This is a genomic window from Stenotrophomonas chelatiphaga (genome assembly GCF_001431535.1).
Taxonomy (GTDB): domain Bacteria; phylum Pseudomonadota; class Gammaproteobacteria; order Xanthomonadales; family Xanthomonadaceae; genus Stenotrophomonas; species Stenotrophomonas chelatiphaga.
In genome coordinates this window covers 1-15,697 of the sequence record NZ_LDJK01000074.1, presented here as the reverse complement: position 1 = coordinate 15,697, position 15,697 = coordinate 1, and the positions used below count along the sequence as shown (strand labels likewise).

Here is a 15,697-nt window from a genome sequence, read left to right as displayed (position 1 = left end):
CGTTACCGCGCCAGGGTGACTTCGTCCAGCACCCACATCGCCGGCCGGGTGTCACCGGTGAAGCTGATGCACAGATCGCCCTTGCCGGTCGTCTGCTTGGGCAAGGTGGCTTCCAGGGTGACGAATCCATCGGCACCGACGCTGGCGGGCAACGCCACTTCGGCCATTGCCGGGCCGCTGCAGTCGCCGCGGCGGATCTTCATTTCACCGTGTGCCCGCGTGGCCGCTTCGAACCTGCGCTGCGGTTCGTCGTGGGCCAGCTGGAAGTAGTACGGAATACGCCCCGCACGGACCTTCAGCGTGCCGATGCCGGTGAGATCGGCATCGGTCCAGCGCCAGCACGGGTTGAAGATGTTGACGTTGAACACCGCACGGGGGCCGTCGGCCGGGCCATCGTCTTCCAGTCGCAGCAACAACTGTCCCGGGCCGGGGCAGGTCAGCAGTTCGTCATCGCGGCGGGTCAGCAGCGACTGTGCGGTGAACGCGGCCACGCTGGGCGCAGCAGCCAGCGGCTGGCCGTTGAAGAACGCGGCAGCGTGCACGGTCACCGGCACGCGGGCCTGCAGCGGTGCCTGGTACAACGGCGAAGCCGCAGTGACCGGCTGGCCATCGGTGCGATAGCGCACTTCGTAGCCCAGCGGATTGGCCAGGCTGACCTGCACGCTGCCGGCGCGCCGGTCGTCCTGATGCGCGACTGCCACCTCGAACGGCGTCTGTGCATAGGCCAGGCCCCACGCGCGGTAGCGCTGCAGCTGTGCCGGCAGGCGGGCCAGGAAGTCGCGGAAATCGCGCTGCTGCACCGGGCTCCAGCCGGTTTCTGCAACCGCGGCCAGGCGCGGGAACAGGTTGTGCTGCAGCCGGGCGTAGCTGCGCGTGTGTTCGGTGAACATGTTGGCCTGCAGGCCGAGGATGTGGTGCTGCTTGTCCGCTGCCAGCGTGGCCGGCACCGGCTCGAAAGCGTAGGTACGTGCCAGCGTGGTGAGCAACGGACGGCCCGGCGGTTCGTTCGGCGATGACGTCTGCAGATAGTCCATGTACATGTCGGTGACCGGCGACATCACCACGTCGTGGCCTTCGCTGGCAGCCTTCAGGCCACCTTCGGTCCCGCGCCAGGACATCACCGTGGCCTGCGGCGGCAGGCCGCCTTCGAGGATTTCATCCCAACCGATCAGGCGCCGGTCGTGCTGTTCCAGGAAGGTTTCCAGACGCTTGATGAGATGGCTCTGCATCTGCATCTCATCACTGGCACCCAGTTCGCGCATGCGCTGCTGCACACGTGCCGAGGCGATCCACTGGTCCTTCACCGCTTCATCGCCGCCCACATGCACGTAGGTCGACGGGAACAGCGCGATGACTTCTTCCAGCACGTTTTCCAGGAAGGTGAACGTGCTTTCCTCGGTGTTGAACAGGTTGGGGAACACGCCCCATTCGCTCAGCGGTTGCAGCGGCGTATCCAGGACGCCCAGCTCCGGGTAGGCGGCAATGGCGGCCGTGGCGTGGCCGGGTACGTCGATTTCCGGGATGACCTGGATATGCAGCGCGGCGGCATAGGCGATGACGTCGCGGATCTGCTGCTGGGTGTAGAAGCCACAGTACGGACGGGGTGCGCCGGTGGCCGGGTCACGGCCACCGTCACCGGCCGGGATGCGGCAGCTGCCGACCTCGGTCAGTTTCGGGTAGCGCTTGATCTCCATGCGCCAGCCCTGGTCATCGGTGAGATGCCAGTGGAACGTGTTGAGCTTGTGCGCGGCCATTGCATCGAGCACCTGCTTGATCTCGTCCAGGCTCTGGAAATGCCGCGCCGAATCGAGCATCAGGCCGCGCCAGCTGAAACGCGGGGCGTCTTCGATGCGCACCGCCGGGATGTGTCCATCGCTGCCGCCGGTAGCCAGCTGGGCCAGCGTGGCGGCGCCATAGAACAGGCCGGCCTCGGTGGCAGCGCGCACGCTGATGCCGGAGGGTCCCACCTCCAGCGTGTAGCCCTCCGTTGCCGTGGCCGCGGCCGGTGCATCCGGTGGCTGACGACCTGTGCCTGATGGGTGACGACCTGTGCCTGGTGGGTGACGACCGTTGGTCGTCACGCTCTCCAGCACGAAGCGGACCCCACCGGCCGCCTTGCCTACAGACGGTACCAGTGTCGGACCGCCACTACGCGCCAGCAGCGCGGAAAACTGGGCGGCCACGCGCCGGGCGGCGTCGCCCTGGGCGGACAGCGGCGTCGATGCGGTAAGCGTGAAGCCTGCGCCCTGCGTGCGCTGCACGTGGGCCGGGGCGGGAATGAGCGGCAGGCTGCCGTCGCGCAGCAACGGGCCGGGGGCGTTGTCGATGGCCGGTGCATCGGCGGCGCGTGCCAGCGGCGCAATGGCCAGGCACAGCAGCAGCGGGGCCAGGGAGGTGAAGCGCATCAGGTGACTCCTGTGGTGGAGGGGCGCCGACCATCGGCCGGCACCATCCGTTTACCGTCCCCATCATGCAACGGGCCCGGATGACCGGGCCCGTTGCGATGGGACATTGCCAGCTGCAGCTTAGAACTTGAAGTGCACCGTGGCCATGTAGCGGCGGCCACTCTTGTACTTGCCGGCCAAGTGCTCCTTGTCGCCCAGGTACTGGAAGTAGGTCTCGTCCAGCAGGTTCTGAGCGTCGATGTTGAGCGACCAGTTCTCGTTGAAGGTGTAGCCGATGCTCGCACCCAGTTCGGCGTAGTCGTCCACGCTGGCCGGTGCGGCGCCGGCCACGTAGCCGCCGGCCAGGTAGCTGTCACGCCAGTTGTAGGTCAGGCGGGCATTCAGCGGGCCCTTCTCGTAGTAGGGGCTGAAGGCCACGGCGTTGCGCGACTGGTAGGGCAGCGGATCACCGGTGTTGTTCTCGCCGTTGGCGTAGGTGTAGTTGCCGGTCAGGCCGAAGCCGCTTTCGCCGAAGGGCTGCTGGAAGCTCAGGTTGAAGCCCTTGACGTGGCCGCTGCCGGCGTTGCGCGGACGCTGGATGCTGTAGTCGCAGTAACCATCGGCGGTGCAGCCGTTGGTGCCGACGATGCTGTCCCAGGTCAGCGGCGAGGTATCGCGGATCGAGTTGTACTGGCGCTCGATGGTGGCCGAGGTGTCGATGTAGTTCTCGATCTTCTTGTAGAAGATCGACCACGCCACGACGGCCTGCGGCGCGAAGTAGTACTCGGCCGAAGCGTTGAAGTTCCACGACTCATACGGCGACAGGTTGGCGTTGCCGCCCGAACCGGTCAGCTGGGTATCGTTGAGGAAGGTGTTGTTGACCATCTGGTTGTACGGTGCCCAGGCGATTACCTTCGCGCCGGAGAAACGGAACACCCAGTCGCTGTCGGTATCCCAGGCCAGGCTCACCGACGGCAGCACGAAGTCTTCCTTCTTGGACTGGGTCTGCCACTTGCTGTCCAGGTCGGTCAGGGTCGGCGTGCCGCCGTAGACGAAGCCGCTGCCGTCGGTCTTGGAATCGACGTAGCGCACGCCCACGTTGCCGCGCAGCGGGCCGTTGGAGAAGTTCAACTGCGCATAGGCCGCGTTGTTGGTCTGCTCCAGCGCCCAGCTGTTGTTGAGGTAGCTGGACGGATCCGGATTGGCGAAGTCCAGCGGGCTGCCTTTGACCCAGGCCAGCACGTTGTCACGGCCGACCTGGATGTGGCGCGACTGGTCGTCACCGAAGCCCTGGATACCGTCGGTCAGGCCGATGGTGCCGACGTCGGCCAGGGTGCCGGTGCGCACGCCGCCGTACACGTTGAGCTCGAAGTTTTCTTCGTGCTTGCCGTGGCGCACGCCGAACTGCAGCTGGTTGAACACGCTGTCGAACTGCACGTTGAAGTCCAGCTGCGCGTAGGTGTCCTTGCTCTCGGTGGCGAAGATGCCGTTGTTGCCGAGCCAGCCACCGGGAGCGCCCCAGTTGGCCGGGTCACGCGCGCCTGCCGGATCATCGAAGGTCAGGCCATCATCGACATTCCAGCTGTAGCCCCCGTTGTACACCGGCTCGATGAAGTACTGTGCCAGGTTCTTGTTTTCCGACTTGCTCTGGCCGACCTGGCCGTTGACGCCCCAGCCTTCGCCCTTCCAGGCGCCACGCAGGTCCAGGCCCTTGGTGGTGACTTCGGATTCGCGCACGTTGTTGTCATAGATGACCGTGCCGCTGGTGGCATCTGCGTTGGCAGTGGAATGGCCGCTGGTGGCCACGCCGTTGCGCACGTCGCCGAGCTGGTCGATGGCGTTGCGCGTGCCGTCGTTCCAGGTCAGGAAGGAATACATCGACTGGTTGTAGTTGTCGAAGTTTTCCTTGATGTACAGGCCGCTGAGGTTGAACTCCAGTTCCTCGGTCGGCTTGAACTGCAGGTTGACCACGGCGCTGTCGCGCTTGCGCTCCTGCTGGAACCAGGCGGCGTTGATCGAGTTGGGCACGTCGACATCGCCCGCCACCCCCGGTGCGTTGGTGAAGCTGCTGGCCTTGGCGTAGCCGAAGACCTCGATGCCCTGGCGGTCGATCGCTTCCTCGTAATGCTGCGCGGACACCGCGATGCCGAACGTCTCATCGTCGTTCTTCCAGCTGTACAGCGCCGATGCGTTCGGCTTGCCTTCGCTGGCCTGCTGGCTGTAGCTGTAGCCCACCGAGGCAGCCACTTCGTTCTTCTTCAGGTCCAGCGGCTGGCGGGTGTGCATCAGCACGGTGCCGCCGAGGCTGCCTTCGGTCAGGCGGGCTTCGGAGGACTTGATGATCTCCGCGCGTCCGAGGATCTGCGGCGACAGCAGGGTGTAGTCGAAGCCACGGTTGGGCTGTTCGCCATACAGCCAGATCGCCTGGGCGACCGGGTGGCCATCCAGGAAGGACAGGTTGAGGCTGGGGTCGGTGCCGTCGATGCTGACCCGCTCGCCCTGGCCGAAGCGACGGTCAAGGGTGACGCCGGGAATCTGCGACAGTGCTTCAGCCACATTGGTGCTGGGGAACTTGCCGATGTCCTCGGCGGTGATCGCTTCGGACACACCGACGTTGTTGCGCTTGGTGTCCAGGGATTTTTCCAGGCTGGCGCGGATGCCGACCACGGTGATCGTGTCCAGGTCCTGCGGGGTCTGGGTCTGCTGGGCGTGGGCACTGAAGGCCAGGCAGCCGACGATGGCGGCCGAAAGTACGGACTTGCGGGTGTTCATGATGTCTCTCCTCATCACACGAAGTTTCGCCGCGTCGGCGCGTGGTTGTTGCTGTCGTACGACCTCGCCGCGGCCGGCGGGTCGGGTGTTCCGGGTACAGCGTGCCGCGTGTTCCGGGTACCGCGTCGTTCGTCCAGACCGCCGCGCGCTGCAGCGCGCTGCAGCCTCAGCGGGGCTGCTGGCCGAGGTACCAGCTGGCGGCGCCGATGACGCCCAGCTGGCCGTGCTCGACCACCTTCACCGGGATCCGCTGCAGCGCTTCGCTCATCGGGCCCTTGTTGAGATAGCGCGCGACGAAGGTGCTGTCGCGCAGGTAGTCGCGGATCTTCGGCAGGATGCCGCCGGCCAGGTAGACCCCGCCATGGGCGCCGTACATCAGGGCCATGTCACCAACGGTGCTGCCGAGCAGGCCGCAGAACACGTCCAGCGCCCTGCGCGCCAGCGCATCGGTGCCCGCGATGGCCGCAGCGGTCACCGCATCGGGGCTGCCCAGCAGCGCGGGCCGGTCTTCCAGTGCGCACAGCGCGGTGTACAGGTTGATCAGGCCGGGACCCGACAGCGCATGCTCTACCGACACATGGGAACGGCCGCGCAACATGTGGCGCAGGATCGCCATTTCCAGCGCGTCGCTGGCGGCGAGACTGGCCTGGCCGGCTTCGGTCGCAAGCACCACGGGACCGTGCGCGGTCGGAATCCACAATGCCGCTCCCAGGCCGGTGCCAGGGCCCACCACCAGGGTGGGGCCGATGGGCGCGCTGTGGGGCCCGCACAATTGCAGCACGCCGCTTGCATCGACCTGGGCCGCCGCGTGGGCCACGGCTTCGAAATCATTGACGATGTGCACGTGCTGCACGCCGACCTCGGTTTCCAGCTGACGAGCGGACAGCGGCCATGGAACGTTCGCGGTGATCACCGTGCCGTCTTCACGGGCGTAGCCGGCGGTGGCCACCACGCAATGCGCCGGCCGCATGCCGTCGCCGAGGAAGTCGGAAAGAATCGCGCCCAGGCCAGGGTGGTCCGCATTGCGGTACTTGCGGTAGTCCAGCACGCGCACCGGATGCGCTGCATCGCCGCTGGCCTCGACGCGGGCCACCCGGACATGGGTTCCACCCACGTCTGCGGCCAGGAAGCCCGGCGCTGCAGTGGAGAGGGCGTGGGTAGGTGCGGGATGGCTGGCAGCGGTCACGCGGGCTCCTGCGGAGTGCGGGCCATGATTGACCCGCCGGTGAGCGGAATATGAAGCTGTGTTGACAACGATGTCAACGACCTGGTGAATTTTTCGTTGCTGCATTGCAAGGGATGGTTTCCGCAGAAAACGATTACATGTCGGCTCTCCGGCGGGCGGGTAAAGCCCCGCCGCGCAGGCGCTCCAGCAGTCGCGCGCATTCAGCGCCTCCCGCATCCGAACACATGCGGCAATGCAGCAAACAGAGCGCTGCGGATTTTGTGAGTTGACAAAGTCCCCTTGGCCGTCGAAAGAATGTGACAACGTTGTTCCCAGCCACTCGTCGACGACGCCCCGTGCGACGTCGCAGCAGGAGCCTTGCCGATGTCCGCCGTCCACGCTGCAGGTGCGCGTACCAGCGTCACCACGTCCATCGCCATCGTCGGCGTGCTGTTCTTCCTGATCGGTTTCTTCACCTGGCTCAACGGACCGCTGATCACCTTCGTCAAGCTGGCTTTCGAGCTCGACGAAGTCGGCGCGTTCCTGGTGCTGATGGTGTTCTACCTGTCCTACTTCTTCCTGGCGCTGCCGTCCTCATGGATACTGCGCCGTACCGGCATGAAGAAAGGGCTGAGCCTGAGCCTGCTGGTGATGGCCGCCGGTGCAGCGACGTTTGGTGAGTTCGCCACCCAACGTTGGTACCCGGGCGCGCTGGGCGGTCTTTTCATCATCGGCAGCGGCCTTGCCCTGCTGCAGACCGCGATCAATCCGTACATCAGCATCCTGGGGCCGATTGAAACCGCGGCACGGCGCATCGCGCTGATGGGTATCTGCAACAAGGTCGCCGGCATGCTCGCGCCGGTGCTGATCGGCACCCTGGTGCTGCATGGCGTGGGCGACCTTTCCACCGCGGTGGAGCAGGCGGACGTTGCAACGCGCGCGGCACTGCTCAACGACTTCGCCGCCAAGATCCATGCGCCTTACCTGGGCATGGCGGCGCTGCTGGTGGTGCTGTCGGTGGCGGTCCTGTTCTCGCCGCTGCCCGAACTGAAATCCTCCGAGGCCAACGCCGCACCGGCGGGCAAGGGCGGGATCGAGCGCAGCAGCATCTTCCAGTTCCCGCACCTGTGGCTGGGCGTACTGTGCCTGTTCGTCTATGTGGGCGTGGAAGTGATGGCCGGTGATGCCATCGGCACCTACGGCCACGGATTCGACCTGCCGCTGGACCAGACCAAGATGTTCACCTCGCTTACCTTGGGGGCGATGCTGGTGGGCTACGTGGTGGGCCTGCTGCTGATCCCCCGTTTTGTTTCCCAGTCGCGCTACCTGAGCATTTCCGCCTCGCTCGGCGTGTTGTTCTGCGTGGGCGCCTACTTCACCCATGGGTATGTGTCGGTCGCCTTCGTGGCACTGCTGGGATTCGCCAACGCGATGATGTGGCCAGCGATCTTCCCGCTGGCGATCCGCGGCCTGGGCCGCTTCACCGAGACCGGTTCGGCCCTGTTGGTGATGGGCATCGCCGGCGGTGCGATCATTCCGCAGGCCTTTGCCGTGCTCAAGCAGCATGTCGACTTCCAGCTGGTGTTCCTGCTGCTGATGGTCCCCTGCTACCTGTACATCCTGTTCTATTCGACCATCGGGCACCGCGCGGGCCTGCCACGCGACGCTGCCTGATCGGCGATCATGGGCGCCACGGATCAATCGCAGGGAACGGCAATGCGCAGAGCCACCATCAAGGATGTCGCCGAAAAGGCCAAGGTCTCGCTGAAGACCGTGTCGCGCGTCATCAACAACGAGCCGTCGGTGATGCAGGCCACCCGCGCGCGGGTGCTGCGAGCGGTGGCGGAACTGGATTACGAGCCGGATCCTTCGGCGCGCAACCTGCGCAGCGGCACCACCTTCGTGGTGGGTCTGGTGTATGACAACCCCAACCCGTACCACATCATCGGCGTGCAGAACGGCGTGCTGGCGGCCTGCCGCGAAACCGGCTTCGGGCTGCAGATCCACCCCTGCGATTCCAGTTCGCCGCTGCTGGCCGAGGAGCTGGCCGACTGGGTGCAGCGCTCGCGGCTGGCCGGGCTGGTGCTGACCGCACCGATGTCCGAGCGCCGCGACCTGGTGCAGGCATTGACCGCGCGCGGCATCAAGCTGGTGCGCATCATCGCGGCCACCGAAGACCCGGCCGATGGGGCGTGCGTGTTCGTGGACGACCGCGAGGCCGCCTACGAGGTCACCGAGCACCTGATCCAGCTCGGCCACCAGCGCATCGGCTTCCTGTGGGGCGGCAGTTCGCACCGATCTTCGGTGGAGCGCCACGCCGGTTACGAAGCCGCGTTGAAGGACTACGGCATGACCGTGGACAAGCACCTGGTGGTGCAGGGCGACTACACCTTCGACGACGGCTTCCGCGGTGCACGGCGCCTGCTGGCGCTGCGCGAACCGCCGACCGCCATTTTCGGCTCCAACGACGAAATCGCCGCCGGCGTGCTGGCGGCAGCGAAGTCGGCCGGCATGAACGTGCCCTATGACCTGTCCATCGCCGGCTTCGAGGACAGCCCGTTCTCGCGCCAGTCCTGGCCACCGCTGACCACCGCCAAGCAGGCCACCGAAGACATCGCCCGGCATGCCGCGCGCCTGCTGATCGCACAGCTGCGCAGCGATGCGTATGACGATGCGCCGTCGCCGCTGCACAACCAGGGCTTCGTGCCGCAGCTGGTGGTGCGCGGTTCGACCGCGCCGATGCGTCCGGCCGCCGCGCGCGCCCTTCCTTCCGATCCCCCTTGAGTACCGCCATGACCCTGCCAGCCCCTGCCGACACGTTGATGTTCCGCGAAGCCGCCGAGGCGGCCGATGTCATCGCAGCCCAGTTCGCGCGCAACCATGGCGTGATGGAGACGCTGGCTGCCAGCCTGCGCGCTGCGCCGCCGCCGTTCGTGGTGACCTGCGCGCGCGGCAGCTCCGACCATGCCGCCACCTATGCCAAGTACCTGCTGGAAACCCAGCTCGGGCTGGTGGTGGCGTCCGCTTCGCCATCGGTGGGTTCGGTGTATGCCGCGGCGTTGCACCTGCGCGGTGCATTGTTCATCGTGATCTCCCAGTCCGGCAAGAGCCCGGACCTGCTGCGCAATGCCGAAGCGGCCAAGGCCGCGGGCGCGCGCGTGGTGGCGCTGGTCAACGTGGAAGATTCGCCGTTGGCGCAGCTGGCCGATACGGTGCTTCCGCTGCACGCCGGTGCCGAGCGCAGCGTAGCGGCGACCAAGAGTTATCTCGCTTCGCTGGCCGCTGTGCTGCAGCTGGCCGCGTACTGGAAGCAGGACAGCGCGCTGCGTGCGGCACTGGACGCGCTGCCGGCGGCATTGCGCCAGGCCTGGCAGGCGGACTGGAGCACGGTCACCGAGGGCCTGGTCGAGGCGTCCAATCTGTTCGTGCTGGGGCGTGGCCTGGGCCTGGGCGCGGCGCAGGAAGCGGCGCTGAAGTTCAAGGAAACCTGTGGCCTGCATGCCGAAGCGTACAGCTCGGCGGAGGTCAAGCACGGGCCGATGGCGCTGGTCGGGCCGGGCTTCCCGGTGCTGGCCTTCGCCCAGCCCGACGAAACCGGTGCCGGTACGCGCGCGGTGGCCGACGAGTTCGCCGCCCGCGGTGCGCAGGTGTGGTTGGCAGGCGCTGGCGGTGACCTGCCGGTGGCAGCGGCGCCGCATCCGCTTTGCGCGCCGTTGCTGACGGTGCAGAGCTTCTACCGCGCGATCAACGCGCTGGCGCTGCGTCGCGGGCACAACCCCGACCTGCCGCCGCATCTGAACAAGGTCACGGAGACCGTCTGATGAAGCAGGTGCTGCGCAATGCCCGCATGCTGGTGGGCGACGAATTCCGCGATGACCTCGCGCTGGTGATCGAAGACGGTCGCATCCTTGCGGTGCTGCCCGACGCGGCGCCGCAGCTGGGGCAGGCCGACGAGCAGGTGGACCTGGGCGGTGGGTGGCTGCTGCCTGGCTTCATCGACGTGCAGGTCAATGGCGGCGGCGGTGCGCTGTTCAACAACACCCCGGACGTGGCGACCCTGCGCACGATCGCCGCGGCGCATCGCCGCTTCGGCACCACCGCGCTGCTGCCGACGCTGATCAGCGATGACCTGCAGGTGATGCGCGCGGCGATCGCCGCTACCCACGATGCCATCGCGCAGCAGGTGCCCGGGGTGATCGGCATCCACCTGGAAGGTCCGTATATCGCGCCGGCGCGCAAAGGCACGCACGACGTCAGCAAGTTCCGCGTGCCGGACGCCGATGAAATCGCGTTGGCGGCATCGCTGGACAATGGCGTGACCCTGCTGACGCTGGCGCCGGAGCGGGTGCCGCTGGAGACCATCCGCGCGCTGGTGGAGCGTGGGGTGATCGTGGCGGCCGGGCATACCGCAGCCAGCTATGAAGAAGTGCGTGCCGGGCTGGATGCCGGTATCCGTGGCTTCACCCACCTGTACAACGCGATGTCACCGCTGCAGGGCCGCGAGCCGGGTGCGGTGGGGGCCGCGCTGGAAGACCGCGACAGCTGGGTCGGCATCATCGTCGATGGCGTGCACGTGCATCCGGGCAGCCTGCGCGTGGCGCTTGCCGCCAAGCCGCGCGGCCGACTGCTGCTGGTGACCGATGCGATGCCGCCGGTCGGTGCGGATGACCCCAGCTACGAACTCTACGGTGAGATCATCACCGCCGTGGACGGCGTGGTGCGCAACGCGGCCGGTTCGCTGGCCGGTTCGGCGCTGGACATGGCCACGGCAGTACGCAACACCGTGCAGCTGCTCGGCCAGCCGCTTGCCGAAGCAGCACGCATGGCCTCGACCTATCCCGCGCGCTTCCTCAACGTCGATGATCGCCTGGGTCATATCGCCGAGGGCTTCCAGGCCGACCTGGTGCTGCTGGACGATGCCCTGCAGGTGCGCGGTACCTGGATCGCCGGGCAGTACGAAGCAGCATGAGCATGGCCGCCGGCGCGCGCCTGGCATCGATCGATGCACTGCGCGGGATCACCGTGGCGGCGATGTTGCTGGTCAACAACCCGGGTGACTGGGGCCACGTGCATGCGCCGCTGCTGCATGCGGCGTGGCACGGCTGCACGCCCACCGACCTGGTGTTTCCGTTCTTCCTGTTCCTGGTCGGCGTGTCGATGGCGTTCAGCGTGGTGCCACGCGCCGCGGACGCGGTGGCGCGGCCTGCGTTGACGCGCGGCGTACTCACCCGCGCGCTGCGGATACTGGTTGCCGGCCTGCTGCTGCACGCGCTGGCGTGGTGGCTGCTGGCGCTGCCGCACTACCGTTTGTGGGGCGTACTGCAACGCATCGCGGTGTGTTCGGCGCTGGTCGGCCTGCTGGCGGTGCACGCGCGTGCGCGGCTGCAATGGACGGCGCTGGTGGTGCTGCTGGCCGGCTACGCGGGCCTGCTGCTGGCCGCAGATACGCTGGCGCCGCTGCACAATCCGGTCAGTCGGCTGGACACGGCGCTGTTCGCCCCGTGGATCTACCAGTACGACCCGGCGACCGGGCTGGGCCATGATCCGGAAGGGCTGGCCAGTACGCTGGGTGCGCTGGCCAGCACGCTGCTCGGGCTGCTGGCGGGGCAGATGCTGCGCGCCGGGCAGACGCTGCGGCTGGCCTTCGGCGGCGCGCTGTTGCTGGCGATCGGCCTGGTGGCAGCGGCGTGGCTGCCACTCAACAAGCATCTGTGGACGCCCCCGTATGTGCTCTGGACGGGGGGGCTGGCGATCATCGCCCTGCTCGCCGCGCACTGGCTGGTCGACCAGCACGGCTGGCCGGCGCTGGGGCGCCGCTTCGGCGTCAATGCCATCACCGTGTACCTCGGCGCATCGGTGATGTCGGTGCTGCTCGGCGCCAGCGGCCTCTGGCAGGCAGCCTGGAACATGGCCGCCGGCGCACTGCCGACGCAGCTGGCAACGGCCTCGATGCTGATCGCCGTGGCCTTCGTCGCTGCATGGTGGGCGGTGGCCTGGTGGCTGGACACCCGCCGTATCTACCTGAAGATCTGAACCCGTTCAGTGATGTTGCAGAGCGGTGAGAGGCGCGCGTATTCACGCTTAATACGTGAAATGCATCACATTTAAAATGTGGAAAGTACCTAGGCCGCAGTGTCAGACTGCGGCCGCAGGACCCTCACGGTTACTGGCGCAGGGGACAGTCCGGGGACAACCGCAGCAGGCGGGCGGGGCACGGGGTGGGCGTCGATGCCGGCACGTTCAGTCGCATTTCGCTTCTTCCGATCACCATGTTGGAGAACGTCCCATGCACCGTCCCGTTCCTTCCCGGCTTGCATTCAGCATCTCAACGCTTCTCCACTCGCGGACCATGGCAGGCACCGCGCTGCTGCTGGCCACCCTGAACGTCAGTGCCGACTGCATCACCACCGGCACCAGCACGGTCTGCGACGCCACCCCGCCCACGCCATGGACCAGCACGCTGGGCACCGGCAACAACGCAGCCGAAGACAACCGTTCGGTGCAACTGCAGCCCGGTGCCACGGTTGCCGTGGGTAACGCCAACGCGATATCGCTGCGCGACAACGCGACCGTTTCGATCGGCGCCGGCAGCACCGTCAGCGCCACCGCAACCAGCGTCGCGGGGTTGTTCAACACCGGTGGCAACACCGTGGAGGTGCGCAGCAACGGCATCATCAACGTGGCAGCTGGCGGGCAGATCCTCGCGCAGGGCACACAGGGCAGCGCCGAGGCGATCAACTTCCAGGGCGCGGGCAACGTGGTCACCAACAGTGGCACGATCCGCGCGAGCAACTCGGTCGCCATCTGGTCGCAGAACACCAGTGGCCTCAACACCGTCATCAATACCGAGACCGGCATCATCCAGGCCCCCGGCACGGTGATCGGCGGGTCCGGCAACGGCGCGCTGGATTTCACCAATCGCGGGCAGGTGATCGGCAACGTGTCGCTGGCCGGCGGCGATGACATCCTGCGCCTGTTCACCGGCTCGGTGATCACCGGCAACTTCAGCGGCGGCGCCGGTACCGATGCGATCTTCCTCAGCGGCACCGGCGATTCCACGCTGCCCGGCAACTTCGTCGGCTTCGAAGCGCTGACCAAGAATGACAGCGGCCGCTGGACGCTGTCCGGCACCATCACCGGGGTCACCCTGGCAACCGTGCAGGCGGGCACGCTGGCCTTGACCGGCAACAACGCGCAGTACACCGGGCAGGTGGTGGTGGAGCCGGCGGGCACGCTGGAAGCACGCGCGCAGAGCCTGCCACCGACGGTCACCAACAACGGGCTGGTGCGCTTCGCACAGGCCGACGACGGCACCTACGTGGGCGCCATCAACGGAACCGGCGCGCTGGAAAAAACCGGCGCGGGCGTGCTGACCCTGGCCGGCACGACGAACGCAGGCGGGGCGACATCGCTGCTGGGCGGCACGCTGGTCGCGGCCAGCGCACTGCAGACCGCAGGCGTGTCGATGGCCGGCGGCACTACGCTGCGGCTGCAGAACGTGCTGCAGACCCAGGCCGGCGGCGCCGCCAACGTCAGCGGTGATGCGGGCGCGCAGCAGGTCTTCATCGACGCAGGCGGCACGCTGAGCGGCGCCATGGCGCTCGGCGACGGTGACGATCTGCTCGATCTGTCCGGCAGCATCGCCGGCGCTGTCGACCAGGGCGGCGGCAATGACACCGCCATCCTGCGCAGCGGCGGCCGCATCGGCGGGGCGCTGGCGCAGGGCGCGGGCAACGACCGGCTGGAGGTGCAGGGCGGCAGCGTGGCGGGCGTGGCCACGCAGGGCAGCGGCGACGATGTGGCGGTGCTCAGTGCAGGCAGCCTGGCCTCGCTGGACCAGGGCGACGGTGCCGACAGCCTGCAGGTCAGCGGTGGCAGCATCACCGGCACCGTGCAGCAGGGCAACGGCATCGACAGCTTCCTGATGACCGACGGCAGCATCGGGGCGCTGCTGCAGGGTGACAACTACGATTCCTTCCGCATGACCGGCGGCCGTATCGTCGGTGCGTTCGAAGATGGCGACTACGCCGAGATGACCGGCGGCCGCATCGGCCGGGTCAACATGAAGCTGGACAACAACGTGTTCGACATGTCCGGCGGCACCATCGATGGCAACCTGGTCACCGGCTTCGGCCGCGACACGATCATCCTGTCCGATGGCTACATCGGCGGCAACATCAGTGTCAGTGGCGGCGATGACAGCGTGACCCTCACCGGCGGCACGGTGCGCGGCGAAATCCGCATGAGCGTGGGCAATGACACGCTGGACTGGAGCGGCGGCGGGGTGGTCCACGACCTCATCGACATGGGCGAGGGCGACGACATCGCGCGGCTGTCCGACCTCAACGAATCGCACCTGGGCGCGGTGCCGCGGCTGGATGGAGGAAGCGGCACCGATGCGCTGGCGATGGACAACGTCAAGACCACTGCGGTTGCGCGCTACACCGGCTGGGAACGCATCGCGCTGGCCAACGACAGCCAGATGACCTTCGATGGCACGCTGGTGCTGGGTGATGCGGGCACCGCCACCGGGACGCTGGATATCGATGCCACCAGTGCCTTGTTTGCCAGTGGGGCCACCGGGGTGTCCGCCTTCACTGCCGGCTCGTTGGCAAGCGTGCTCAATGCCGGGCGCATCGACATGAGCAGCAACGATGCGGCCGGTGATGTGTTCACCATCAACGGCAACTACACCGGCAACGGCGGTGGCCTTTACCTCAACACCGTGCTGGGTGACGACCGTTCGGCCAGTGACCGCCTGGTGATCTCCGGTGGCGCCGGCACCGGCACCACCGGCATCGGGGTGATCAACGCCGGCGGCGGCGGTGGCGCGACGATCGCCGATGGCATCCTGCTGGTGCAGGCAGGCAACGGTGCCACCACCAGCGCGGATGCGTTCGCGCTGTTCTCGCCGGTGGCTGCCGGTGCCTACGAGTACTTCCTGTTCAAGGGTGGGGTCAGCGGCGGCACCGCCGAAAACTGGTACCTGCGTTCGACCATCGTGGCCAGCGTGGACCCCGCGCCGGCACCGCCGCCGACCACCCCACCGTTGCCCGAGCCGGCCCCGCCGGAAGACCTTGGCACGCCGCCCCCGGTGTCTGCCGCCGGCCCCGCCGCCGCCGCCGGCGTTGATCACCCCGATGCCGGTGGTGCCGGTGCCGGCGCCACCGGAGATCACCAGGCGGTCACTGGCCGAACGGTCGTCACCCAGCACGGTGTTGAGGTAAAGGCCACCGCCGTTGCCGGTGTAGTTGCCGTTGATGGTGAACACATCACCGGCCGCATCGTTGCTGCTCATGTCGATGCGCCCGGCATTGAGCACGCTTGCCAACGAGCCGGCAGTGAAGGCGGACACCCCGGTGGCCCCACTGGCAAA

General features: G+C 67.3%; 8 protein-coding genes and 2 pseudogenes. 6 read left to right on the top strand and 4 right to left on the bottom strand.

Translation table 11 applies throughout. The features are described from left to right. Positions 1-2: 2 nt before the first annotated feature. From ABB28_RS14555 to ABB28_RS14545, 3 genes are all read right to left on the bottom strand, one after another. Entirely contained in the window at positions 3-2,405 is a 2,403-nt protein-coding gene (locus tag ABB28_RS14555; protein ID WP_057509312.1) for a family 20 glycosylhydrolase, read from the bottom strand. 120 nt (positions 2,406-2,525) lie between these two features. Beyond that, a complete protein-coding gene (locus tag ABB28_RS14550; RefSeq protein ID WP_057509311.1) occupies positions 2,526-5,156 on the bottom strand; it encodes a TonB-dependent receptor in 2,631 nt (876 codons plus the stop codon). A 166-nt stretch (positions 5,157-5,322) separates the two neighbouring features. Then, positions 5,323-6,342 carry a glucokinase family protein gene (locus ABB28_RS14545; RefSeq protein ID WP_057509310.1) on the bottom strand — a complete coding sequence of 340 codons (1,020 nt, stop codon included), beginning with the start codon at positions 6,340-6,342 and terminating at the stop codon, positions 5,323-5,325. A gap of 363 nt (positions 6,343-6,705) precedes the next feature. Between ABB28_RS14545 and ABB28_RS14540 the strand changes: the two genes are divergently transcribed. The 6 genes and pseudogenes from ABB28_RS14540 to ABB28_RS18495 all read left to right on the top strand — a co-directional run. Further along, on the top strand, positions 6,706-7,995 hold the full coding sequence (locus ABB28_RS14540) for a sugar MFS transporter (protein ID WP_057509309.1): 1,290 nt from the start codon (positions 6,706-6,708) through the stop codon (positions 7,993-7,995). Positions 7,996-8,037: 42 nt separating this feature from the next. Further along, positions 8,038-9,105: a LacI family DNA-binding transcriptional regulator gene (locus ABB28_RS14535; protein WP_042614153.1), complete on the top strand. Its 1,068-nt coding sequence runs from the start codon at positions 8,038-8,040 to the stop codon at positions 9,103-9,105. Between the two features lie 8 nt (positions 9,106-9,113). After that, positions 9,114-10,142, top strand: a complete 1,029-nt coding sequence (locus ABB28_RS14530; protein WP_057509308.1) for an SIS domain-containing protein — start codon at positions 9,114-9,116, stop codon at positions 10,140-10,142. Further along, on the top strand, positions 10,142-11,290 hold the full coding sequence (nagA, locus tag ABB28_RS14525) for an N-acetylglucosamine-6-phosphate deacetylase (protein WP_057509307.1): 1,149 nt from the start codon (positions 10,142-10,144) through the stop codon (positions 11,288-11,290). The genes ABB28_RS14530 and nagA overlap by 1 nt, the downstream gene beginning before the upstream one ends. After that, positions 11,287-12,354, top strand: a complete 1,068-nt coding sequence (locus tag ABB28_RS14520; RefSeq protein WP_057509306.1) for an acyltransferase family protein — start codon at positions 11,287-11,289, stop codon at positions 12,352-12,354. Before nagA ends, ABB28_RS14520 begins: the two co-directional genes overlap by 4 nt. 76 nt (positions 12,355-12,430) lie before the next feature. After that, positions 12,431-15,205, top strand: a pseudogene (locus ABB28_RS18495) (beta strand repeat-containing protein); the annotation flags it as partial. A 276-nt stretch (positions 15,206-15,481) separates the two neighbouring features. Here the strand turns inward: ABB28_RS18495 and ABB28_RS18465 are convergent. Next, positions 15,482-15,619 (bottom strand): annotated as a pseudogene (locus ABB28_RS18465) (autotransporter outer membrane beta-barrel domain-containing protein); the annotation flags it as partial. Between the last annotated feature and the right edge of the window lie 78 nt (positions 15,620-15,697).